Source organism: Flavobacteriales bacterium, assembly GCA_016700415.1.
GTDB lineage: Bacteria > Bacteroidota > Bacteroidia > Flavobacteriales_F > PHOS-HE28 > PHOS-HE28.
The window spans coordinates 1249541-1271032 of record CP065018.1 but is presented as its reverse complement, the minus strand read 5'-3'; the positions used below and the strand labels follow the sequence as shown (position 1 = coordinate 1271032).

Annotated in this window: 23 protein-coding genes; 14 read left to right on the top strand and 9 right to left on the bottom strand. The window is 59.8% G+C overall.

The features are described from left to right. Positions 1-114 precede the first annotated feature (114 nt). Positions 115-702 carry a nitroreductase gene (locus tag IPP95_05415; GenBank protein QQS73661.1) on the bottom strand — a complete coding sequence of 196 codons (588 nt, stop codon included), beginning with the start codon at positions 700-702 and terminating at the stop codon, positions 115-117. Positions 703-1472: 770 nt separating this feature from the next. Between IPP95_05415 and IPP95_05410 the strand changes: the two genes are divergently transcribed. The 11 genes from IPP95_05410 to IPP95_05360 all read left to right on the top strand — a co-directional run bounded on the left by IPP95_05410 (position 1473) and on the right by IPP95_05360 (position 11557). After that, positions 1473-2531 (top strand): T9SS type A sorting domain-containing protein, encoded by a 1059-nt coding sequence (locus tag IPP95_05410; GenBank protein QQS73660.1) that lies wholly within the window; start codon positions 1473-1475, stop codon positions 2529-2531. 138 nt (positions 2532-2669) lie between these two features. After that, positions 2670-3758 (top strand): VWA domain-containing protein, encoded by a 1089-nt coding sequence (locus IPP95_05405; GenBank protein ID QQS73659.1) that lies wholly within the window; start codon positions 2670-2672, stop codon positions 3756-3758. Between the two features lie 49 nt (positions 3759-3807). After that, on the top strand, positions 3808-5307 hold the full coding sequence (locus IPP95_05400) for a sigma 54-interacting transcriptional regulator (protein ID QQS73658.1): 1500 nt from the start codon (positions 3808-3810) through the stop codon (positions 5305-5307). Between the two features lie 108 nt (positions 5308-5415). Further along, a complete protein-coding gene (locus tag IPP95_05395) occupies positions 5416-5877 on the top strand; it encodes a transcriptional repressor (protein ID QQS73657.1) in 462 nt (153 codons plus the stop codon). Beyond that, a complete protein-coding gene (locus tag IPP95_05390) occupies positions 5874-6248 on the top strand; it encodes an STAS domain-containing protein (protein QQS73656.1) in 375 nt (124 codons plus the stop codon). The genes IPP95_05395 and IPP95_05390 overlap by 4 nt, the downstream gene beginning before the upstream one ends. A 3-nt stretch (positions 6249-6251) precedes the next feature. Next, positions 6252-7529, top strand: a complete 1278-nt coding sequence (locus IPP95_05385) for an adenylosuccinate synthase (GenBank protein QQS73655.1) — start codon at positions 6252-6254, stop codon at positions 7527-7529. A 9-nt stretch (positions 7530-7538) separates the two neighbouring features. Continuing rightward, positions 7539-8900, top strand: coding sequence for an rRNA cytosine-C5-methyltransferase (locus tag IPP95_05380; GenBank protein ID QQS73654.1), 1362 nt, complete (start codon positions 7539-7541; stop codon positions 8898-8900). Positions 8901-8933: 33 nt separating this feature from the next. Further along, positions 8934-9674 (top strand): energy transducer TonB, encoded by a 741-nt coding sequence (locus IPP95_05375; protein QQS73653.1) that lies wholly within the window; start codon positions 8934-8936, stop codon positions 9672-9674. Between the two features lie 285 nt (positions 9675-9959). Continuing rightward, entirely contained in the window at positions 9960-10415 is a 456-nt protein-coding gene (gene tnpA, locus IPP95_05370; GenBank protein ID QQS73652.1) for an IS200/IS605 family transposase, read from the top strand. Between the two features lie 333 nt (positions 10416-10748). Beyond that, complete coding sequence (locus IPP95_05365; GenBank protein QQS73651.1) at positions 10749-11189, top strand: Hsp20/alpha crystallin family protein; 441 nt, start codon at positions 10749-10751, stop codon at positions 11187-11189. Between the two features lie 146 nt (positions 11190-11335). Then, positions 11336-11557 (top strand): hypothetical protein, encoded by a 222-nt coding sequence (locus IPP95_05360; GenBank protein ID QQS73650.1) that lies wholly within the window; start codon positions 11336-11338, stop codon positions 11555-11557. On the opposite strand, the gene IPP95_05355 is transcribed toward IPP95_05360, so the two are convergent. The 3 genes from IPP95_05355 to IPP95_05345 all read right to left on the bottom strand — a co-directional run bounded on the left by IPP95_05355 (position 11550) and on the right by IPP95_05345 (position 13505). Further along, a complete protein-coding gene (locus IPP95_05355) occupies positions 11550-12257 on the bottom strand; it encodes a hypothetical protein (GenBank protein ID QQS73649.1) in 708 nt (235 codons plus the stop codon). The two genes, IPP95_05360 and IPP95_05355, sit on opposite strands and share 8 nt — an antisense overlap. 22 nt (positions 12258-12279) lie before the next feature. Beyond that, positions 12280-12636, bottom strand: a complete 357-nt coding sequence (locus IPP95_05350) for a DUF1883 domain-containing protein (protein ID QQS73648.1) — start codon at positions 12634-12636, stop codon at positions 12280-12282. Positions 12637-12704: 68 nt separating this feature from the next. Beyond that, entirely contained in the window at positions 12705-13505 is an 801-nt protein-coding gene (locus tag IPP95_05345; GenBank protein ID QQS73647.1) for a universal stress protein, read from the bottom strand. Between the two features lie 130 nt (positions 13506-13635). Here IPP95_05345 and IPP95_05340 point away from each other — a divergent pair, with 130 nt between their 5' ends. Beyond that, positions 13636-14022 carry a DUF1987 domain-containing protein gene (locus IPP95_05340; GenBank protein ID QQS73646.1) on the top strand — a complete coding sequence of 129 codons (387 nt, stop codon included), beginning with the start codon at positions 13636-13638 and terminating at the stop codon, positions 14020-14022. Here the strand turns inward: IPP95_05340 and IPP95_05335 are convergent. Continuing rightward, the gene (locus IPP95_05335) at positions 14012-14851 is read right to left on the bottom strand and encodes a hypothetical protein (GenBank protein ID QQS73645.1); all 840 of its coding nucleotides are present in this window, start codon (positions 14849-14851) and stop codon (positions 14012-14014) included. The two genes, IPP95_05340 and IPP95_05335, sit on opposite strands and share 11 nt — an antisense overlap. Before the next feature lie 145 nt (positions 14852-14996). On the opposite strand from IPP95_05335, the gene IPP95_05330 reads away from it, so the two are divergent. Next, positions 14997-15845: a hypothetical protein gene (locus IPP95_05330; protein ID QQS73644.1), complete on the top strand. Its 849-nt coding sequence runs from the start codon at positions 14997-14999 to the stop codon at positions 15843-15845. Positions 15846-15951: 106 nt separating this feature from the next. Here the strand turns inward: IPP95_05330 and IPP95_05325 are convergent, their stop codons facing one another. From IPP95_05325 to IPP95_05315, 3 genes are all read right to left on the bottom strand, one after another. Further along, positions 15952-16404, bottom strand: a complete 453-nt coding sequence (locus tag IPP95_05325) for a hypothetical protein (GenBank protein ID QQS73643.1) — start codon at positions 16402-16404, stop codon at positions 15952-15954. 180 nt (positions 16405-16584) lie between these two features. Continuing rightward, positions 16585-17463, bottom strand: a complete 879-nt coding sequence (locus IPP95_05320) for an SDR family oxidoreductase (protein ID QQS73642.1) — start codon at positions 17461-17463, stop codon at positions 16585-16587. Between the two features lie 48 nt (positions 17464-17511). Next, a complete protein-coding gene (locus tag IPP95_05315; GenBank protein ID QQS73641.1) occupies positions 17512-18543 on the bottom strand; it encodes a tetratricopeptide repeat protein in 1032 nt (343 codons plus the stop codon). Between the two features lie 110 nt (positions 18544-18653). Between IPP95_05315 and IPP95_05310 the strand changes: the two genes are divergently transcribed. After that, positions 18654-19064 carry a hypothetical protein gene (locus IPP95_05310; protein ID QQS73640.1) on the top strand — a complete coding sequence of 137 codons (411 nt, stop codon included), beginning with the start codon at positions 18654-18656 and terminating at the stop codon, positions 19062-19064. A gap of 127 nt (positions 19065-19191) precedes the next feature. On the opposite strand, the gene IPP95_05305 is transcribed toward IPP95_05310, so the two are convergent. After that, positions 19192-21417: a bifunctional (p)ppGpp synthetase/guanosine-3',5'-bis(diphosphate) 3'-pyrophosphohydrolase gene (locus IPP95_05305; GenBank protein QQS73639.1), complete on the bottom strand. Its 2226-nt coding sequence runs from the start codon at positions 21415-21417 to the stop codon at positions 19192-19194. Positions 21418-21492 lie beyond the last annotated feature (75 nt).

Genomic DNA, 21492 nt, shown 5'->3' with positions numbered 1-21492 from the left:
TACCCTGTACCCTGTACCCTGTACCAGAAACTTAGATCACCGATCACTAACTGGCAGAACGCACTGCACCCTGAGCCGCACGGACTCTCAGTAACCGGGCCTGACAACTGACAACTACTCCCCCAAATACCTCACGAACTCCGGCAACGGCTTCCGGTAGCCCTTCGGCCATTCACCGGCGGGGTAGCCCATGTAGAACAGGCCTAAACAATGGTCTTCCGGGCCGAGTTCCAAGAAGTTGCGCATGGCCTCCCCGGTGAGCACGGAACCGGTGCTCCAGAACGCGCCAAGGCCGTATGCGGCGCAGGTGAGGTGCATGTTCTGCACCGCGCAGGCCACGGCATACTGCTCCTCGTGCAGGGGGATCTTGCCATTCGGGTCGCGGGCCAGGCCCAAGGCCACCACCACGCTGCTCTGCAAGGGGCGCTGCACGTGGCTGTCGTACTTGCGCTGCATGAATTTCTCCCCCGGAAAGAGCCGCATGTATTCCGCGCCCATGAACGCGGAGAGCCGCTCCCGGCCTTTCCCGGTGAAGACCGTGAAGCGCCAAGGCTGCGTCATGCCGTGCGTGGGCGCCCAGATGGCGTTGCCGAGCACCTTGTCGATCACGTCGCGCTGCACCTCCCGGTCGGTGTAGTCCGAGGGCTGGATGGTCCGCCTGTCGCGGATGGTCTCTGTGATATCGCTGATGCTGTGCCGCATGAAGTTGGATGGGATGGGCCGCAAAGAGACGAAGAAACGGGCATCTGTCCGGTCCGTCCATGGTGATCGGGTATTGTGCGCCCGCCTTACGGCGGACACGGCCTCAAAAGAGTTGAACCACGGATGCACACGGATAGGCACGGATAATGCCGTTGCCGCGGGGAGTTGACCACAGATGACACAGATGACACAGATAATGCCGTTGCCGCGTCCGATGCATATCGGACCGGCTGCTGTGTGCCTTCGGCACTGGATGGCCGCAGATGCAGCCTCGATGGTTGAAGTTCTCCCCTCCTTCCTTCAAGGAGGGGCAGGGGTGGTGTATTCTGTGAGCGGACAAGAAGGGAACCACGGATCCACACGGATCTACACGGACCGTGCTTCGCCAAAGCGCTTCGCCCAGGCGAGTAATGCCGTTGCCGCGGGGAGTTGACCACAGATGACACAGATGACACAGATAATGCCGTTGCCACGTCCGATGCATATCGGACCGGCTGCTGTGTGCCTTCGGCACTGGATGGCCGCAGATGCAGCCTCGATGGTTGAAGTTCTCCCCTCCTTCCTTCAAGGAGGGGCAGGGGTGGTGCATTCAGTGAGCGGACCACCTCCAACCCCTCCTTCCAAAAAGGAGGGGAGACGACTCTCCGGCAATGGTCCGATATACACCGGGCCATTGACCTCGAAAAAGAAGATAAAACGTGATAGCCCTGTCCAAGCAACGGAATGCCATTTGGCCATGTCTTACGTTTGCAACCTACAAAACCAGAACCATGGGACTTGATCGTTACGCTGCTCTCGCACTCGCCTTCCCCTTCGCCCTCGCCGCCGGTGCGCAATCCATCACCTTGGTGGCCCCGGGGAACGTGCCCAATACAGGAAACACATTCATCGTGCAGCGAGGAGCCTATGTGGCCCCCGGAGCAGGTGGCACAGGGATGCTTTTCAACTTCAATTCCTTGGTGAGCACCGCCACCAATACGTACAAGTGGGAAGATCCCGCGGGCTTGCCCAACGGAGCGCAGTTCCCAAGCGCGCAGTTCGCTTTGACCAACGGAGGTGCGGACACGATCTTCTTCATGGCAACGGCCAGTGGCATTGAGCGGGTGGGGGATACCCAGACGATCAATGCGGCTGGTACCGATTACCACCTGGTCACCTCCTTTTCCAACAGCATGCTGGAACTCACCCTTCCGCTCACATACGGCGACCCCTCTTGGACCGATCTTTTCGTAGGATCAGTTACCGTGGATGGGAACACTACGACACGCAACGGAGGGATCACGGGAACCGCCGATGCGTGGGGACGCGTGGTGTTGCCGGGTGGTGTGGACACCGTGGAGGTGTTGCGTGTGACCACGCGTTTGACCGAAACGATCCCGCTTACCGTTAGCGGTTTCCCGATCACTGTGGGGCATGTTCACAACGTCAATGCCTACTATCCCTTATGGGGCAAGTTCCCCGTGTTGCGTACGGTTTCGGATTCCCTGACCTCCCAATTCCTGAATCAGGATTATGCGTACACCGAATGGCTCGACCATACGGCCGTCGGCATTGTTGCCCTCCACACGGACCCCTTCAACGTGCGCGTATTCCCGAACCCCGCAAGCGAGATCGCCGAAGTCACGTTCAATGAAGTGCAAGGTGCCGCCACGATGGAAGTGGTGGACATGCGCGGTGCAACGGTAATGCACAAGGTGATCGGCACAACGGGCAATGCCCCGGCCGTGGAGCGCATCGATGTGTCGCAATGGGATGCCGGTGTGTACCAAGTGCTCCTGACCGATGCAAAGGGCAGCCGCAGCACGCGCCGGTTCATCGTTGCACATTGATCCTGAAGAGCCTTTGGCCTCCGCCCCGGTAGTGATCGCGTGATCTCAGTGGAAAGGGTGCGTAGCTGATCATCCGCTGCGCACCCTTCCCGCTACCTTTGTACCTGTAGTCGGCACGAACGCTGCGACTGCATTGGAATGCTTGGCTTACGCTTCGAAAAATACCTCCCCCCGAAGGACGACCGTACGCCTTTCGAAAAGCTCTTGCCCATTTTTTTGGAGATCCTCACCCACACCAGCGGCGATGTGGAGGAAGCGCTGGACTGGATGCAGGAAGTGGACAAGGAGCACGGCTTGTTCACGGCGGAATACAGCTTCGAGAATTTCAAGGAGGACCTCTTCAAACACGGCATCCTCGGCGTGCCGACGAAAGGGGAGGGGATCACCCTCACCGGCAAGGCCGAACGACTGATCCGTGAGCGCGCGCTGGAGCAGGTATTCGGCAAACTGAAGAAGAGCGACCGCGGCAGCCACGGCCTGCGCCGCACCGGACAGGGCGATGAGGTCACCAGCGACCGCCGCGCCTTCCGCTTCGGCGATGCGTTGGAGCAAGTGGCCATGAGCGACAGCATCCGCAACGCCCAGCAACGCGGTATCGATGAGCTGCGCATGAGCGAGGACGACCTCGAAGTGGTGGAGGCCGAGCACCAGAGCGCCTGCGCCACCGTGCTGATGATCGACATCAGCCACAGCATGATCCTCTACGGCGAGGACCGCATAACCCCTGCGAAGAAGGTGGCGATGGCACTGGCCGAACTGATCGCACGCCGCTATCCGAAGGACACGCTGGACATCGTGGTCTTCGGCAACGATGCGTGGCAGGTGAGCCTGAAGGACCTGCCCTACCTGCAAGTGGGGCCGTTCCATACCAACACCGTCGCCGGGCTGGAACTGGCCATGGACATTCTGCGCCGCCGCAAGCTGAAGAACCGCCGCATCGTGATGATCACCGATGGTAAGCCGAGCTGCATCAAACGTGACGGCGAATATTACATGAACAGCATCGGGCTGGATCCCTTCATCGTGGCGCGCACGCTGGATGCCGCCATGCGGGCACGCAAGGCGAAGATCCCCATCACCACCTTCATGATCGCGCAGGATCCCTACCTGCAACGCTTTATAGAGCGCTTCACCGAGGTGAACCAAGGCCGCGCCTTTTACACCGGCCTGCAAGGCTTGGCGGACATGGTGTTCCGCGACCATGCGAGCAACCGGAAAGCCTCTTGATAAACCCCTCTGATCCGCCGTGTAAGGGCGGAAGATCTTCCGCCCCGACATGAACCCCAAGAACCTCGGCGAACTCAAAAAAAGCGGATGGAAGCCGCGCACCGTGAAGCAGGAGCTGCGCGCCAACCTCATCGCACGGATCCGCGCCAAGCACCCGCTCTTTGAGGGCATTCACGGCTATGCCGATACGGTGGTGCCGGCCATGGAACGCGCGATCCTCGCGGGCCACAGCATCAATCTGCTCGGCCTGCGCGGGCAGGCGAAGACGCGCATGGCCCGATCGCTGGTGCAACTGCTGGACGAATGGATGCCCGTGGTAGAAGGCAGCGAGCTGAACGACGATCCCTTCGCGCCGGTGTCGCGCTACGCGAAGGACCTCGTGGCCGCCAAAGGCGATGCCACCCCGATCACTTGGATGCATCGCGATGAACGCTACACGGAGAAGCTCGCCACGCCGGATGTCACCGTGGCGGACCTCATCGGCGACAGCGACCCCATCAAGGCCGCCAACCTCAAGCTTGATTACAGCGACGAGCGCGTGATCCACTTCGGCCTCGTGCCCCGCAGCAATCGCGGCATCTTCGTCATCAACGAACTGCCGGACCTGCAGCCGCGGATCCAGGTGGCGCTCTTCAACATCCTCCAGGAAGGCGATGTGCAGGTGCGCGGTTTCAAGATGCGCCTGCCGTTGGACGTCCAGTTCATCTTCACCGCCAATCCGGAGGACTATACCAATCGCGGCGCCATCATCACGCCGCTGAAAGACCGTATCCAGAGCCAGATCCTCACGCACTACCCCGAAAGCATCGAGCTGGGCATGAAGATCACAGCGCAGGAAATGCGCTCGTCGGAAGAGCAGCGTGCCACCGTGGATGTTCCCGACCTGATGCGTGTGCTGGTGGAGCGCATCGCCATGGAAGCGCGGGACAGCGAGTTCGTGGACCGGAAGAGCGGCGTGAGCGCGCGCGTGGCGATCGGTGCGCTGGAAAGCGTGGTGAGCGCGGCCGAACGACGGGCGCTGTACAACAACGAGCAGCACACCATGGTGCGCATCGGTGACCTTTTCGCCGTGGTGCCCGCCATCACCGGAAAGATCGAACTGGTGTACGAGGGCGAACAGGAGGGACCGGAGAAAGTGGCCCAGCACCTGATCGGCCTCGCGCTACGGAAAACCTTCAAGGACTACTTTCCTGACCCTTCGCCCAAGCGGCGCTCAGCCACTGCTGCGGACCCCTATGCTGAGGTGGTGACCTGGTTCAACGAGAACGAGACCGATGTGCTGCTCGATGGTGATGCAATGAGCTACCGCGCTGCATTGGAGGCCGTGGGCGGCTTGCCCAAGGTGCTGAAGCTTCAGAAATCCACGGTCGCCGAAGCCGAGCGGTCAGTTTGGATGGAGTTCGTCCTCCACGGCCTGGCCGAGCACAGCCGCATCGGCCGCAACAACTTCACCACCGGCGTGCGCTTCGGGGATGTGCTCAATTCGGTGCTCTCCGATGATGCCGATGATGATGAGGAGGATGCGGCCGATCCCTTCGGGCTGCAATAGCGATATACGTGGAGGAGAACCGCATTTTGGCCGGACCCGCGTTACGAACAGCGGCATGGGCGATCGTTGGTTTCTTTCATTCGCAGGCTCCACTACCTTCGCGTCGCGATGACGGCCCCGGACATCCAGCAGAACGTTCAGCACATCTTCAGCGAATACCTTGAGAAGCAAGGCCATCGCAAGACCCCTGAACGTTTTGCCATCCTCAACGAGATCTATGCCCAAAGCGGGCACTTCGATATCGAGCGGCTCTACGTGAGCATGAAGCGGAAGAAATACCGGGTGAGCCGCGCCACGTTGTACAATACCATGGACCTGTTGTTGGACTGCCGATTGGTACGCAAGCACCGCTTCGGCTCCGCCCAGGCACAGTTCGAGCGCGCGCACAGCTTCCGCCAGCACGACCATGTGATCTGCACCGGTTGCGACAAGGTCATGGAATTCTGTGACCCCCGCATCCAGAACATCCGGAGCACCATCGCCGAGGTGATGGGCTTCGAAGTAAGCCACCACGCACTGCACATCTACGGGCTTTGCCCCGATTGCCTCAAAGAACGCAACAAGAAATGACCAGCACCGCAACCGATAAGCCCACCTTCGAACTCAATGTCAGTGACCAGGAAGGCGCGAAGGTCTTCCACCTGAAGGGCCGCCTGATGGACCAGCAGCAGGCCGACCACCTCATGGAGGTGTTGGACAAGCACCTTGAAGGCAACGAAGGGGTACACGTGATCCTCGACATGGGGGAGCTGCTCTACATGAACAGCACCGGCTTGAACATCATGATCAGCGTCCTCACCCGTACGCGCAAGGAAGGCGGGCAGGTGTTGCTCGCCGACATGTCCCACGGGGTCCGTCAACTGTTCATCGTTACGAAGTTGGACACGGTGTTCCCGATCCTGGACACCGTGGAACTCGCTTTGGCGAAGCTGCGCGTGTGAGCCATGGCAGCAAAAGTGGACGTGCTGCTCGGCGCCCAATGGGGCGATGAGGGCAAGGGAAAAGTAGTGGACGTGGTAGCCCCCGACTACGACGTGATCGCACGTTTCCAAGGCGGGCCCAACGCCGGGCATACGCTCATCTTCGACGGTAAGAAGCATGTGCTGCACACGATCCCGAGCGGCGTGTTCCGCGAGGGCGTGTGGAACCTCGTGGGCAACGGCGTGGTGATCGACCCGGTGATCTTCCTCCGGGAAGTGAAGGAACTTGCCGCCGCCGGTGTGGACGTGCGCCCAAGGCTGCTGATCAGCAGGCGCGCCCACCTGATCTTGCCCACGCACCGCGCATTGGACGCGGCCAGCGAGGCTGACAAGGGCAAGGGCAAGATCGGAAGCACCCTCAAGGGCATCGGTCCCACCTATATGGACAAGACCGGCAGGAACGGCTTACGCGTGGGCGATATCGAACGGCCCGATCTCAAGGCGCGGTACGATACGCTCGTGGCCAAGCACCAGCGGCTCTTCTCCATCTACGATCATCACGTGGAATGGCGCGATCAGGAGAAGGAATGGTTGGACGCGGTACAGGCATTGCGCAGCTTTACGTTGGTGGATAGCGAGCATTGGCTCGATCAACAGCTCGGGGACGGCAGGTCCGTCCTGGCAGAAGGTGCACAGGGAACGTTGCTGGACATTGATTTCGGTACCTATCCCTTCGTCACCTCCAGCAATACCATCAGCGCTGGGGCCTGCACCGGATTAGGCGTAGGGCCTTCCCGCATCGGCACGGTCATCGGCATCTTCAAGGCCTATTGCACCCGCGTGGGCAGCGGCCCGTTCCCCACTGAACTGCATGATGATGTGGGCGAACATATCCGCAAGGCCGGCAATGAGTTCGGCAGCACCACGGGCCGGCCGCGCCGTTGCGGTTGGCTGGACCTGCCCGCACTTCGCTACGCCGTGATGATCAACGGCATCACGGAGCTTGCCATGATGAAAGCGGATGTCCTCAGCGGCATGGGGACGATCCGTGTATGCACCCGGTACCGCGTCAATGGCAAGGAGACGGACCGCCTTCCCTTCGACATCACAGGGGACATGGAACCGCACTACACGGACCTTCCCGGTTGGGGCGAATTGGATGCCGGGCGCCCGTTGCCACCGGAAGCCGAGGCGTACATCCGTTTCGTGGAAAAGGCCACCGGGGTGCCCGTACGCATTGTTTCCGTGGGGCCGGACCGCTCCGCCACGATGATCCGGGAGGTCGCCGCCGTGGCCCGTTGACCCGGCACGATGGGGCGGAAGATCTCGCGCCAGCACGGCAGTTCCGAGGCATCGGTGCAACTCCCCCCGTTCGTCCGGGAGATCTTGGGCGCTGAGGCCGAACTCCTGCTGGAGGCCTTGAAAGGTCCCGCACCGGTGAGCATCCGTCTGGATCCCTTGAAAGAAGCCACGGTTGAAGGTATTCCCGTGCCTTGGTGCCCGCAAGGCCGGTACTTGGAAGAACGCCCGGTCTTCACGCTGGACCCCTTGTTGCATGCCGGGGCTTACTATGTGCAGGAAGCCAGCAGCATGCTGTTGGAACAGGCTTTCCGAGCGTGCTCCGCATTGCCGGCCGATGCCGTGGTGCTCGATCTCTGTGCAGCCCCCGGCGGAAAGTCCACGCACCTCGCTGCACTGCTGCCGGAAGAAGCCGTGCTGATCGCCAATGAGCCCGTGCGTTCCAGACAGGTCGCGCTCACGGAAAACCTGTGGAAGTGGGGCCGGCCGGATACGATCATCACCGGTAGCTTGCCGGAGGCCTTTCAGCCACTGGGGCCGTTCTGCGACCTGGTCGTAGTGGACGCCCCTTGCTCGGGGGAAGGCATGTTCCGAAAGGATCCCTTCGCCCGTGCCCAGTGGAACGAACAGCTTGTGGAAACCTGCGCCGCAAGGCAGCACGGGATCCTCGATGCGGCATGGGCCGCGCTAAGGCCCGGAGGCTACCTGATCTATTGCACTTGCACGTGGGAGGCACGAGAGAACGAGGATCAAGTGGAGCGGATGATGCAGCGCGGTGGCGAGGTGATCCCCGTTCCTGTTGAGCCGGAATGGGGCGTGCTGGCCACGGAACGCGGACAGCGTTGCTATCCGCACCGCGTGCACGGCGAAGGTTTTTTCATCGCGGCATTGCGCAAGACGATCAATATATCCGGCACTGATCATAGGTCCACCGACAGAAGTGTGTCGTGGTCCGATGGTCCGGAAACAGGCCACATCATGAGTTGGCTGAAAGATCCGGGCCGCTTCACGCCGATCGACCATGAAGGGGTGCAGCATGCCATTTCGGCCCGCTGGGCGGAGCTTGCGGAGGCGTTGACGGCCACGGTGCGCATGATAGCACCCGGTATTCCAGTGGCCCGGCGGAAAGGGGAAGCGTGGGTCCCGCACGCCGCGTTGGCCCTCAACACGCTGCTGGACCATGGGGCATTCCCGGCCTTGGACCTGGACCGGGAACAGGCGCTGCGGTATTTGCGCGGCGAAGCACTTTCCGCAACAGCGGCGAAAGGCACGGCACTGATGCGCTATCAAGGTCTCGGGTTGGGCTGGGCCAACGGGGCCGGTACGCGCTGGAACAACGGCTGGCCCGCACCATGGCGCATCCGCATGCGTTAGTACAACACACCATGGGGTTACTTTGCGATGCCCATGCTTGACCGCATTCTCGATCTGTTCGACCGCCACAAGTATGGCGTCATCGGGACGCTCATGCTCCATACGCTGCTGCTCTTCTTCCTCAACATCAGCACCGTGGACAACCGCACCGCATCGGCAGTGCCCGAACCCATCGAGATCGACCTCTCCAGCGATGTGCCGGAACCCGCCCCGCCGGAGCCACAACCCGGTGAGGCCACCGCGCAGGATGTCACCAACCGCGCCAGCAATACCACTGCGGACCCCGCGGAACAACACTTGTCCAAGGCGGCCCAGGAACGACTGGCCCAACGCGTGGATAAAGACCTGCACGATATGGAGAAGGAGGAGTTCGATCGCTTGGCCGATAAACGCAAAGCGGAGGGGAAGGAGATCACCGTGCCGAATCTGGATCCCAGCAAGTTCGATAAGAGCAACTACATGGAAAAAGCCCCGAAACCGGTGAAGGTGAAAGGGCTCACAACGGTATCCTACGATCTCGTTGGAAGAAGCGACATCGTATTAGAGGTGCCCGCTTATCTCTGCAAAGGCAGCGGCAAGGTGGTGGTGCGCGTGGCCGTGGACCGCACTGGGCAAGTGAGCAAGGCAGAACTGGACCAAGCCTCCACCACGACCGTGGACGCGTGTATGCTGGACAATGCACTTTCCTCCGCCGGTGGTGCCCGCTTTTCCAGCTCCACCGCGGCACCCCAACCGCAGCGCGGAACGATCACCTACATTTTTCTGGCCCAGTAGGCCATACCAATTCTATATTCAAGATGGCCCAAAGGGTCTTTTGGGATATAGAATTGGTGATGCCTGCCTGCCGGCAGCTACAGGGTGTGTACATAACTCCCTATGGATATAGGCAGGGCTGAAGGCCCGGCCACATTACAGCCCATGGCGGCGCCATGGGCTGTTGAGCGCATATCGGGAGAAAGGGCTGAAGGCCCGATGCATGGCACAGATCACTACTACGAGCGGATCCGCTCCTGATCGCTGATCACGATATTTATCCCTTCATGGAAACCATCACCGACCATGCCTCAGTCCCTTAGCCAAGTCCTTATACACCTTGTATTCAGCACCAAGAACAGGCAGCCTTGGTTGAAGGCTCCTATCCGGCAGTCTCTTCATGCGTACATGGCAGGCACCGTCCGTGATCTGGAAAGGTGCGAGTGCTACCGCGTAGGCGGTGTGGAGGACCATGTACATCTGGCGATCCGCCTTTCACGTACGATCACTATCGCCGATCTGGTGCAGAAGGTGAAGACGAGTTCATCGCGCTGGATCAAGGAACAGGATAGGGCACTTGAACATTTCGCATGGCAAAAGGGCTATGCTTCGATATCGGCGTATTATCCTGATCTGCACCAGCTGCTGGCATACATTGATGGACAAGAGGAGCATCATCGCAAGGCGACCTTTCAAGATGAGTATCGGGGCTTTATGACCGAACATGGGATCGAGTTCGATGAACGCTATGTGTGGGATTGAGATCGCGCTCGAATGTGCCGGGCCTTCAGCCCTTGGCATCCACTCGACATACCAGCCCATGAGCGCCATGGGCTGGTATGTCCCGGGCCGTTGGCCCTATGAAAGTTGCGTACAGACCGTAGCTGCGGCAAGGCAGGTTCGCGAATTCGTTATCGACCGATCTATTGGGTGCTTACGAAATTACGAAACGGCGCCAGAATGGCGAAAACCCGCACCCAGAGCGGACAACACGTCATCGGGCAACAACAGGGACAGCCGGTTTGTCAGCTTTTTTTACGTTGGCATCACCTTGGCGGAACCGCCGACATCCGACCATTAAAAACGGAACACACCATGTACTACACCAAACAACATCCGTTCACCACGAAGCAGCTGCCCTTCAACAGCGTGCTCGAGCGATTCTTCGGCAACATTGACCAGATGCAGGGGAGCGACAACTTGCCGAACGCCCACACCCGTGCCAACATCCTGGAGACGAAGGAGGGATTCCAACTGGAACTGCTCGCCCCCGGATATGCCAAGGACGAGCTCAAGCTTAACGTGGAGAAGGACATCCTCACCCTCAGTGCGGATCCCAAGCAGAGCGAGATGCCGGAGGGGCAACGCTATACGCGCCGCGAATTCGCGTTGCCTTCCTTCAAGCGCAGCTTCCAGCTTCCGGAGCATACGGACGTGGACAACATCACCGCTGAACATGCGAACGGCGTCCTCACCGTGAGCATCCCGAAAAAGGTGGAGGTGAAGGCGGCAGTGAAGGAGATCAGCATCGCCTGATCAGGATTAATGGAACGTGCCACCCGCTCGGATCTTTCCGGAGCGGGTGCGCATTCCAGAGCTGTCGGACCGGCCACGAATTTCGGTCCATTTTCTTTCGAAGTGGCGTGCAACATTGACCTGTCATTCATCGTAACACCCTTAACATGGCTAAACCATTGATCGATTATTATCAGGAGATCTTATCGAAGATCAGCTATGCGGACCAGACCGTCTTTCGGAAGGAATTGCGCAAGGCGTTCAGGCGATTGGTACCTGCTGAAAGGGAGACCCTGAAGGAATGGTTCCGCTCCGCCTGCGTGTGCAAGACCGGGCTTGATCCGGAGGTCGGGGGCACGGCTGTGCCCCGTCCAAGCGAGCTTAGTTGAAGGTCTCGCTGTCCCAAGCCTCTTCACTGAACTGTCCGAAGAAGGCTAACCAGCCAAAGGCCGTGGCGGCGCAAAGGATGATCGTGGTGGAGAAGACCGCCATCAACCGGTGCCCGTCCCACCAAGGTACTGTGGGGTCTGCTGACAGCCAGATCGAGGGTGTCAAGGCTCCGATGATGACCGAGGCCAAGAACACGGTCACCACTAAGTTTTTCCAGTTTCTGAAGGGCCATCCGGTCACGGCGCGCCATGGACCGAGCGAACGCCCCCATTGATGCACCAAGTAGTATGATCCTCCGCCGAGGGGGATGAACAACAGCGGGTCCGCATTGCCATCACACAGCCTGAAACGCTTGGCGGGCGCCATGATCTTGAAACCGCCGAGAGGAGCGTCCGAGCGGGCCTCCAATTGCCTCAAGGTATAGATCGCCTCGCGCGGGATATTCCCTTTGAACCGGCCGGCGGGCAAAAATCGAAGCCGATATTTCACGCAGGCCCGGCGGATGTCCTCCACATCATAGGTCCGTAACGGGTCCAAGCCGGCAACACGGTTCTCCCGATGCTTCATGCTGCTGAGCACGGCGGCCCTCAGCAGTTCATCCTTCTTCTGCTCCTCCTCAAGGATCGAGTACACCTCCTGTACAATGACCGCCTGCCCCCTTAGAAGGCCGCTGAGCTCATCTTCATGGGTGCGGGACATGCCTTCAACGGATCGAACGGATCTATCCTTCGCTCCGGCTGCCCATGCTCAAGCTTTCGATCTCACTTTCCGGGTCATCGCCGAGCTGGGTAGGGCCCGCATCTAACAGGTTCTCCTGCGTTAGTGGGGGGCAAAGTTTGCTCGTCGCGGTAATGGCGTCATTCCCCTTTTCCACCACAGCATGCCAGATGCTGTCGAAGGGAAGGGTGAAACGGATCACGCCGTCTTCCTCTTGGCCTTTGAAGTACGTGTGCGTTCTGCTGCCGGTGTACTTCTTGAACTCCGCTGCGGTCATGAATTTCACAGGGGCGGGCGAGCTTGGGCCCAGCTCGATGATCTCCCCTCTCTTGGCCGGGTATTTCCTGAACAGGAACTTCATGTGCTGTTGGATGGTTTGTACCGCTAATATACGTTGCCTTGCACCGTACCGCTGACGTGAAGATGTTTTCAGAGCTTCACACTCAGGACCGGGAAGGAGGTGTGATTGACGATGTCCTCGGTAACGCTGCCGTTGACCACATGGAAGAATCCCTTGCGCCCGTGGGTGGCCATGGCGATCATGTCCGCATCGATGCCCCGTGCAAAGTCCAGTATGCCTTCCTCCACGCTCAGGTCGTTGTAGATGGTGGTGCTGAATTTGCGCAGCTCATGTCGCTGGAGGAATGCGTCGATCGCCTTATAGCTGTCGGCACTGCGCTGGAAGCTGCCCGGTGTGTTCACTTTTAATAGGTGGACCTTCGGGTCGAACAGCTTTACGATCGGCAGGAAGGCATCGAACTTCTTGATGTCCGCAGGCGTGAAATTGGATGCGTAGACCAGGTCCTGCACGTCGAAATCCTCTACGATGTGCTTGATCACCAGCACGGGCATTGGCGCTATGCGTACCACGCGCTGGGTGTTGGAGCCCACCATGGCCCGCATGCCCTGGGCACCGTTGCTGCCCATCACCACCATGTCCATGCTCTTCAGTTGGTCGTTCCGGAACATCTCCGTGATGTTGAACTGGCGCAGCATGAAGCGTTTCATGGGGACACCCACCAGAAAAGGCAGTTCGGGCACCTTGTCCAATCGCAGCTCAATTTCCTCGCGCATCCGGTGGTTGCTCGAATGGAAGTCGGTCATGTCCTCATAGACATGCACCAAGTGCAGCGTCGCGCCGGTGAGACGGGAAAGCTTGGCCGCGACGCGCAAGGCATCAGTCGCACAATCCGAGAAGTCATAGGGGACCAGGATGTTGTTGATGGCCATGATATGGGGGTTCTGTCCGGCCTGAAATTAAGTGTTGTGGCGATCCCGACAAACTATTCCTCTCTAACGGGCGGTCCGGAGGTTGTCTCAAGCCGGGATCCCCGTTCCCGATTTAACTTCACCGCCGCTCATGCCACGCCTCCATCTCCCAGCTTCCGAAAAGACACCCGAGATCCTCTTCGACCGGGCTACGGGGATGCTTGAAATGCGCGGGTGCTCCATCCATGAGAATGCCGAAGGTTTTTTCAGGCCCTTGCTGGAAATGGTAGAGGATTATGCCCAAAGGCCAGCTCCGGAGACAACGGTGAAGTTGACCATGACCTACTTTAACTCCAGCAGCTCCAAGTACATCTTGGACCTGCTGAAAGTATTGGACGAGGTACATATCACGGGTGCAGGCAAGGTCGCCATGGAATGGCATTATGACCAAGGCGACCTTGACATGGAGGAGGCCGGGGGGGATTACAAGGCCCTGCTGGAAATGCCGGTGACGCTCGTCCGCGGCATTACTCGTTGAACCGGTCGTTCCATTCCCGGTCGGAGATCGCGAGGCCGTCCTTGAAGTGGTAGGTCTGCCCCCACGGATGTACCACCTTTTTGTACACCACCGGTCGGCCTTCGTCCTCAACGGTCCTCTCGGTCACCGTAGCGCCTGCTTCCATGTAGATCCGTTCACCGATGGTGATGGGCCGGATATCCGGTCCGGGCGTTGATGCCCGCCGGGTCTGGTTAACCGAAGCTGCCGCAGGGATATTGGGCGGTGCCATATCCGCTGCAGGCACCGGTTTTTTTTCCATGGGAGCGGGGGTGGTTTCCGTTTCCACCGGGGATGGCAGGGGCGCTACCGATGGAGCAGTTGTATCCAATTGTGGGTCGGGAGATACAAGGGGGTGGGGGGTATTGAGAGGTGGCTCAGGCGTTTCCTGAGGCGATGGCGTGGCCACAACGGCCGGCCCGGGCGGATCAGCGGGAGGGGGAACTACCGGCGTTTGTCCAACGCGCTCCTCGTCCTGTTTCTTGATCAGCGCTTGCAGGTCTTGGATCTTCACCTTGGGATACACGTTGTATGGCCGTATGCTTCGAGCTTCATGGAAGGCGGCCAAAGCGTCCTCGTACCGTCCGGCCCGGAACGCGGCGTCCGCCTGTTTCATGATGTCCTGGTAGCCACTGTCGGCGGCAGCCTCGTGGGTTTCCCGGGCAGCTATCTTGGATCGTTCCTTCGGGGATAGCTTCTTGAAATCGCCTGTGAGGCTCCCGTCCCCTCCTTGCGCCACGCAAGGAACGGTCCATCCCGGTGCCAACAGGAGGCACACCACGCGAACAAGGAGTGCGGGGCGGAAGTTCATGGGCGGGTCACACCTGCAAAGATGCGGAATGGTCGCTACGTCGGTATACGTAATTTCGGCCCCGTTCGTTCCGTCCTGCTCCGGTCAACCCCGGGTGCAGCAACTGAACGGAACTGTTCAACCCGGATCCATAATCAACCCTACCATGAGAACTCTCTTGATCGCAAGCGCCGCCACCACCATCTTGTTCACTGCTTGCCACAGCGATCCCACTCAGAGTGAGCAGTACAAGCAATTGGAGCAGGACAAGACCGTGGTGGCCGAACAGAGCACCATGAAGGATTCCACGATAAATGCGATGTTCGGCGCATTCAACAGGGTCAGCGAGAATCTACGCCAGATCCGTGAAAAGCAGGGCCTGCTGAAACAGAGCGGTTTGGGCGTGGAGAGCGGTACGGACATGGAGCAGGGCATTGTGGACGACCTCCGGGCCATCGATTCCCTGATGACCGCGAACCGGAAGATCATTGCCCGCATGAAAAAGAGTTCCGCTGCGGACAACAGCAAGCTTTCGGAACTCACTAGGACCATCGAGGAAATGGAGCGCTCCTTGGCGGACAAGGATACGGAGATCGGCTCGATCAAGGAGCAGCTTGCCAGCACCAATGCCTCCTTGGCCAGCATGATCCAGATGTACCAGGACAAGGAGCAGCAGGCCAACATGCAATTGGGCGAGCTCAACGCCGCTTGGTACTGCGTAGGGACAAAGAAGGAATTGCTGGATAACAAGATCCTTACCAAGGAGGGTGGTGTGATCGGCATCGGCAGCGTGAAGAAGCTGAACAGTACCGACCTCAACAAGGACTACTTCAAGCAGATCGACATCACCAAGGTATCGGTGATCCCGGTGGACGCGAAGAAGGCCAAGATCATCACCGCGCACCCTGCGGGCAGTTACGAGTTGGTGGGAAAGGACCGCGTGGAGAAATTGACCATCAAGGACACCGCCGCCTTCTGGAGCCTCAGCAAATACTTGGTCATTGAGGCTGAATGATAACGGAGCGCCCCCGTTCGCCCAAGTGATGGCGTTTCAGAACGGCAACAAAGCACATTAAAAAGGGCCGCGATCAGCGGCCCTTTTTAATGTTGGAAGTGATGTGTTACTCCGCGGTCTTCGATGCGGGCTGTGCGCTCTTCAGGGTCTCTCCCTTCTCGGTCTTCGCGCCTTTTTTACCTGCGCAGCAGCCTTTGCCGCCTTCCTTACCACAGCTCTCCAGCTTGCCGGAAGCTTGGAGCTCCTCCAGCTTCGTCTTCTGGTCTTTCTTCAAGATCTCCGAGATGGAGGCGTAGGTGGCCTCGTCCTGTTTCTTGGCTTTCGCGTCCATCACTTCGCAATGGCCGCGCATGCCCATCAGGCTTTCCTCGTTTTTCATCAGCAGCTCGCTCACCTTGGCGGACTGGTCGTCGGTCAAGGCCAGTTCCTTGGTCAACATCTCGGCCTTGGCCTTGGCCATATCAGCGCAAGCCTTGGCGGTTTCCTTTTCGGATTGGGCGCTCGCCAGTGAAGCTACACTGATCAAGAGTGCGGCAGCGAACAATTTGAACGTCCTCATGGGCATGTTTGGTTTTGTGGTACGAAGATAGAATGTTCTGGTCGACCGGTTCCCGGCAAGGTGTTGTTTTTTGCCAAGCCGACACCGATCGCTACGTCATTAAGGCAAATAGGGTGCCGGAAATGCGGGAGTAGCAAGTACTATCTGAAATGGTCACCCCTAGGCTCAGGACCAAAGGACTCAAGACTTCGTCCCTCTGACCATCCGTTCAATGGAATCCCACATCTCCGGCTCCACCATCTCCAGCATGTTGAACTGGCCCGCGCCCTTCAGCCATTCGCCTCCGTCGATGGTGACCACCTCGCCATTGATGTAGCTGCTGTAAGTGGAGATCAGATAGGAGGCCAGGTCCGTGAGCTCATGGTGCTCGCCCACCCGGCCCAGAGGGACCTGCTTGGCCATGTCGAACTTTTCGACCATGTCGCCGGGCAGCAAGCGTTGCCACGCGCCTTTGGTGGGAAAGGGGCCGGGGGCGATGGCATTGGTCCGGATGCCGTACTTCGCCCATTCCACTGCCAACGAGCGTGTGAGCGCGAGCACGCCCGCCTTGGCACAGGCACTGGGCACCACGTAGCCGCTGCCGGTCCATGCATATGTTGTGGTGATGTTCAGCACGCGCTTCTCTTTTTCACCCTTGGCGATCCAGTGCTTCCCGAAGGCGAGCGTGCAATTCACCGTGCCCATCAGCACGATGCCGATGATCGTTTCGAAGGCCTTGCTGCTGAGGCGCTCCGTGGGGCTGATGAAGTTTCCCGCGGCGTTGTTCACCAAGCCGTCCACCTTGCCGAACTTCATCATTACCTCCTCCACCAAATGGTCCACGTCCTGCCATTTGCGCACGTCGCAGGCCACGGGAAGTACCGTGCCGCCGGTCGCTTTTTCCATCTCGGCCGCGGTAGCCTCCAGCACCTCCATTTTCCGGCTGGTGATGCAGACTTGCGCGCCCAAGCGCAGAAAGGCCTCCGCCATGCTGCGGCCCAAGCCCGTTCCGCCACCGGTGATCACGATCACCTGTCCGTCCAAAGCGCCTTCGCGCAACATGCTTCTCGTGTTTCCCATTTTTACTTTTTCCAATTTCCGGTTTCAGCTTTCCACCATCCGCTTTGCTCACTCAGGTGCATTCGTCCGCGGCACAGGGTGTTCGGTCTTCCGATCGATGGTTCCTTGGGAGGGTTGCACGGGCACCATTGGTTTGCCGTCAGCGCTGCCTCTGCAGGAGGTGGTCATCAGTTGCTCCACCTCATCGCCGTAAAGCGCCGTGAAGTCGCGGTCCAGGGCTTGGCGCAGGAGCATGCATGCCTTGGCCGTATCCCCGGTCTCCAAGGCGATCACACCGAGGTTGCGGTACACGAAAGGATTGTGGATCTTCTTCTTCCGTGCGCGCTGGATGTCCTTGATCCCCTTGGCGGTCTCCCCGTTCTTGTATTCGCTCCAACCCCGGTTGTTGAAGGCGTAGCTGTAGTTCGGGTTCAGCTTGATGGCCCGGTCATAGTCCGCTATGGCCCCACGATGGTCGCCGCGCCAAGCGTGCGCGTAATAGCCGCGGCTGTTGTAGTTCACGGGGTCGTCAGGGTCCAATTCCACGGCGCGGTCCAGTTCGGTGCGTGCCAATGCACTGTCACCGGCCATGGCCGCCACCTCGCCCTTCACCCGGTGCAGGCGGGCCGATGAAGGAGCGGCTTTCTCTTCCATGGCGATGGCTTGGGCGATCTGCCTTGAAGCCCCGGTAAGATCGCCCCGCATCTGTTCCACCACGGCCAGCCGGTAATGCGCCTCAACACCCGGACGTTGTTGCAGTACCTGCCGGAAGTGGACCGCTGCACTGTCCAACCGTCCCAGCCCCTGCTCCGCCGCAGCGAGTTGGAACAGCCCGCCCACGCTGTCCGGCAGAAGGCGTATCGCCGTGCGTGCGTCCGCCTCCGCCTTCGTGAACTCACTGATGCTGTTGTATCCTTCCGCACGCAACGCATAGAACTCCGGGTGCGTGTTCTTGCCCAATACGCCCGAGGCAATGCGGATCGCCGGGTACGCTTTGCCCTTGGCGAGCAGCCTGCGCACCTTGCGCTCTTGATGGGTCTGGGCCTGAGCGGCCGCGCAGGAGGAAGCCAGTAGGAATATCACGAAGATCTTGACGCGCATGCCGCGAAGATACTGGCCGGAGGACTGTAGCTCCTGACGGCCGACATCTGCGCACATGGGTCATCCGGAGCGCCTCCGGATACCTTTGCCAATGAACCGGACCGGATACCATGCGCACCGAATACCCCGCCAAGATCCTCCTCGCATGGGGCGAGGCCATCAGCGGCAATGTGCGGATCCGCGATTGGCTGATCAAGAACGGCTACCCGGAGCTGGGCATCTTTGTGTTCGCGCTGCACCTGAAGGCCGATGCCCGCAAGTGGCTGATGGAGCATGGGCACCCGCATCTGATGGCGGTGATCCGCGGCATCGAGGATGATGACAAGGCGCTGGAATGGTTGGAGGCGCACGACATGCTGGTGCTGCGCAAGGTGGCCGAGTGCGGCGGGGATGAAGAGGCCTTCCAATGGCTGGTGAAGAACGAACACCGTGAGCTGGCCATGCTGGGCCTGAAGATGTGGTCCATCAAGATGCAGATCGAGGACGACCACAACGATCCGCACAAGTTTTCCCGGGAGTGAGGGCGTCAGTTGACATCCTGTTCAAGGCTGAAAGTTGAAAGCTGAAACGTGAAAGTTGAAACGGGGATCGTCGAGCGCCCGGTTTCAGCTTTCAGCTTTCCAATTTCCTGTTTCAGAAAGCTGTCAACTAATGGTCCACTCGCTCTACGCGCCGCACCTCCGGCACATCGCGGAGCTTGTCCACCAAGGACCGCAGGTGCTCGGCGTCGTGTACGTAGGCCATCACTTTGCCCTCGAAGATGCCGTCCTTGCTATCGAAGCTGATGCTGCGCATGTTCACGTTGTTCTCGTGGCTGATGATGGTGGTGATGCGGTTCACCAAGCCCACGGCATCAATGCCACTGAACTGGATGCCGGCCAAGAACTCCACTTCGTCCTTGCCCTTCCAACGGGCCTTCACGATGCGCATGGCGAAGTTGCTCATCAGCTGCACGGCGTTGGGGCAGTTCACGCGGTGGATGCGGATGCCGTCGTCGGGGGTGATGAAGCCGAAGACGTCGTCGCCGGGAATGGGGTGGCAGCAGGGCGAGAGCTTATAGTCCATGTTCAGCAGCTCTTCGCCGATGGTGAAGGTGCCGCCTTCCGTGCCGCGTATCTCAGCGACGATCTCCTCCAAGGGGCGCTCGTCCTTGGCGCGGACGCCCTTGGGCAGGATCAAGCGGCCGTTCTTCACCGGCGGGGTGTCCATGGCGTCCAGGTCATGCCGTTCGCGGGCGATCTTCCAGTAAAGGTCCATGGGCGATGAGGCGAGCAGGTGATCCTCCAGCACGCCGATGTTCTCATCGTTCACCTTCGCGCCCCATGCGCGCAGCTTGCGTTGCACGGCCTCTTTGCCCACGATGGCCAGCTTACGCTTCTGCTCACGCAGCGCCTGCTTGATCTTGTGCTTCGCGCGTGCGGTCATCACGTATTTCAGCCACTCCTCCTTGGGCTGCTGCTTGCGGCTGGTGATGATCTCCACTTGGTCACCGTTCCGCAGGGGCTGGCTCATGGGCACGAGCTTGTGGTTCACTTTCGCACCGATGCACCGGCGGCCGATCTGGCTGTGGATGTCGAAGGCGAAGTCCAAGGCGGTGGCGCCCGCGGGCATGTTGCGCATTTCGCCTTTCGGCGTGAAGACCATGATCACGTCGTTGAACAAGTTCAGCTTGAAGTCGTGTACGAAGTCGAGCGCGTTGCTGCCGGGATCGGCGAGGATCTCGCGGATCTTGTTCAGCATCCCGTCCATGGCGTTGGCATGTTCCTCTTCGCCCTTGTAGCGGTAATGCGCCGCTAGGCCCATCTCCGCCACTTGGTCCATGCGGCGGCTGCGGATCTGCACCTCCACCCATTTGCCGCCGGGGCTCATCACGGTGGTGTGCAGGCTCTCGTAGCCGTTGGCCTTGGGCATGCTGATCCAATCCCGCAGCCGGTCCGGGCTGGGCTGGTAGTAGTCGGTGACGATGGAGTAGACCTTCCAGCAATCGGCCTTCTCCAGCTCGGGCTTGCTTTCCACGATGATGCGGATGGCGAAGAGGTCGTACACCTCGTCGAAGGTGACGTGCTTGGTGAGCATCTTCTGGTAGATGCTGTAAATGCTCTTGGGCCTGCCCTTGATCTCGAAGTCAAAGCCCTCTTTTTCCAAGGCCTCGCGGATGGGCAGGATGAAGCGGCTGATGAAGCGCCTGCGCACGGACTCGCCCTTCTTGAGGCGCTGCTCGATGTCGAGGTAGATGGCCGGTTCCTGGATCCGTAGCGTGAGGTCTTCCAACTCGCTCTTGGTGCTGTACAGCCCGAGCCGGTGCGCCAGGGGAGCGTAGAGGAAGAGCGTTTCGCTGGCGATCTTCAGCTGTTTGTCCCGCGGCATGCTCTCCAAGGTGCGCATGTTGTGCAGGCGGTCGGCCAGCTTGATCAGGATCACGCGCACGTCCTGCGCCAGGGTGAGCAGCACTTTGCGGAAGTTCTCCGCCTGCATGCTGTCGGTCTGCCAGTTCACCCCGCTGATCTTGGTGAGCCCGTCGATGATGGTCGACACGGTATCGCCGAAGATGTCACGCACATCCTCCAAGGTGAGGTCGGTGTCCTCCACGGTATCGTGAAGTAGTGCCGCCACCACGCTGGTGATCCCCAGCCCGATCTCCTCCGCGCAGATCCGCGCCACGGCGATGGGGTGGTAGATGTAGGGCTCGCCGCTCTTGCGTCGCTGACCCTTATGGGCCTCCATCGCAATATTGAACGCCTTGCGGATCAAGCGCGTGCTGTCCGGCGTACGATCGCCTCGCACCGCGCGCAGCAGGCCACGATACCGCCGAAGGATCTGCTCCTTCTCCTCTTCCAGATCGATGGGCTCAGGTGTGTGCGCGGTCGCGGGCATGCCTCAAAATTACGGGATGTGGGGAATGTCCTGTGCGTGGCCCAAGTAGGTCAAGATCCGGACGGCCAGCATCGG

Coding starts and splice junctions, on each gene's coding strand:
- IPP95_05310 (QQS73640.1), top strand. CDS start 18,654: ATGCGCACCGAATACCCCGCCAAGATCCTCCTCGCATGGGGCGAGGCC.
- IPP95_05330 (QQS73644.1), top strand. CDS start 14,997: ATGAGAACTCTCTTGATCGCAAGCGCCGCCACCACCATCTTGTTCACT.
- IPP95_05355 (QQS73649.1), bottom strand. CDS start 12,257: ATGTCCCGCACCCATGAAGATGAGCTCAGCGGCCTTCTAAGGGGGCAG.
- IPP95_05345 (QQS73647.1), bottom strand. CDS start 13,505: ATGGCCATCAACAACATCCTGGTCCCCTATGACTTCTCGGATTGTGCG.
- IPP95_05380 (QQS73654.1), top strand. CDS start 7,539: ATGGGGCGGAAGATCTCGCGCCAGCACGGCAGTTCCGAGGCATCGGTG.
- IPP95_05410 (QQS73660.1), top strand. CDS start 1,473: ATGGGACTTGATCGTTACGCTGCTCTCGCACTCGCCTTCCCCTTCGCC.
- IPP95_05385 (QQS73655.1), top strand. CDS start 6,252: ATGGCAGCAAAAGTGGACGTGCTGCTCGGCGCCCAATGGGGCGATGAG.
- IPP95_05325 (QQS73643.1), bottom strand. CDS start 16,404: ATGAGGACGTTCAAATTGTTCGCTGCCGCACTCTTGATCAGTGTAGCT.
- IPP95_05320 (QQS73642.1), bottom strand. CDS start 17,463: ATGGGAAACACGAGAAGCATGTTGCGCGAAGGCGCTTTGGACGGACAG.
- IPP95_05340 (QQS73646.1), top strand. CDS start 13,636: ATGCCACGCCTCCATCTCCCAGCTTCCGAAAAGACACCCGAGATCCTC.
- IPP95_05350 (QQS73648.1), bottom strand. CDS start 12,636: ATGAAGTTCCTGTTCAGGAAATACCCGGCCAAGAGAGGGGAGATCATC.
- IPP95_05395 (QQS73657.1), top strand. CDS start 5,416: ATGACGGCCCCGGACATCCAGCAGAACGTTCAGCACATCTTCAGCGAA.
- IPP95_05365 (QQS73651.1), top strand. CDS start 10,749: ATGTACTACACCAAACAACATCCGTTCACCACGAAGCAGCTGCCCTTC.
- IPP95_05415 (QQS73661.1), bottom strand. CDS start 702: ATGCGGCACAGCATCAGCGATATCACAGAGACCATCCGCGACAGGCGG.
- IPP95_05315 (QQS73641.1), bottom strand. CDS start 18,543: ATGCGCGTCAAGATCTTCGTGATATTCCTACTGGCTTCCTCCTGCGCG.
- IPP95_05400 (QQS73658.1), top strand. CDS start 3,808: ATGAACCCCAAGAACCTCGGCGAACTCAAAAAAAGCGGATGGAAGCCG.
- IPP95_05360 (QQS73650.1), top strand. CDS start 11,336: ATGGCTAAACCATTGATCGATTATTATCAGGAGATCTTATCGAAGATC.
- IPP95_05405 (QQS73659.1), top strand. CDS start 2,670: ATGCTTGGCTTACGCTTCGAAAAATACCTCCCCCCGAAGGACGACCGT.
- IPP95_05390 (QQS73656.1), top strand. CDS start 5,874: ATGACCAGCACCGCAACCGATAAGCCCACCTTCGAACTCAATGTCAGT.
- IPP95_05305 (QQS73639.1), bottom strand. CDS start 21,417: ATGCCCGCGACCGCGCACACACCTGAGCCCATCGATCTGGAAGAGGAG.
- tnpA (QQS73652.1), top strand. CDS start 9,960: ATGCCTCAGTCCCTTAGCCAAGTCCTTATACACCTTGTATTCAGCACC.
- IPP95_05375 (QQS73653.1), top strand. CDS start 8,934: ATGCTTGACCGCATTCTCGATCTGTTCGACCGCCACAAGTATGGCGTC.
- IPP95_05335 (QQS73645.1), bottom strand. CDS start 14,851: ATGAACTTCCGCCCCGCACTCCTTGTTCGCGTGGTGTGCCTCCTGTTG.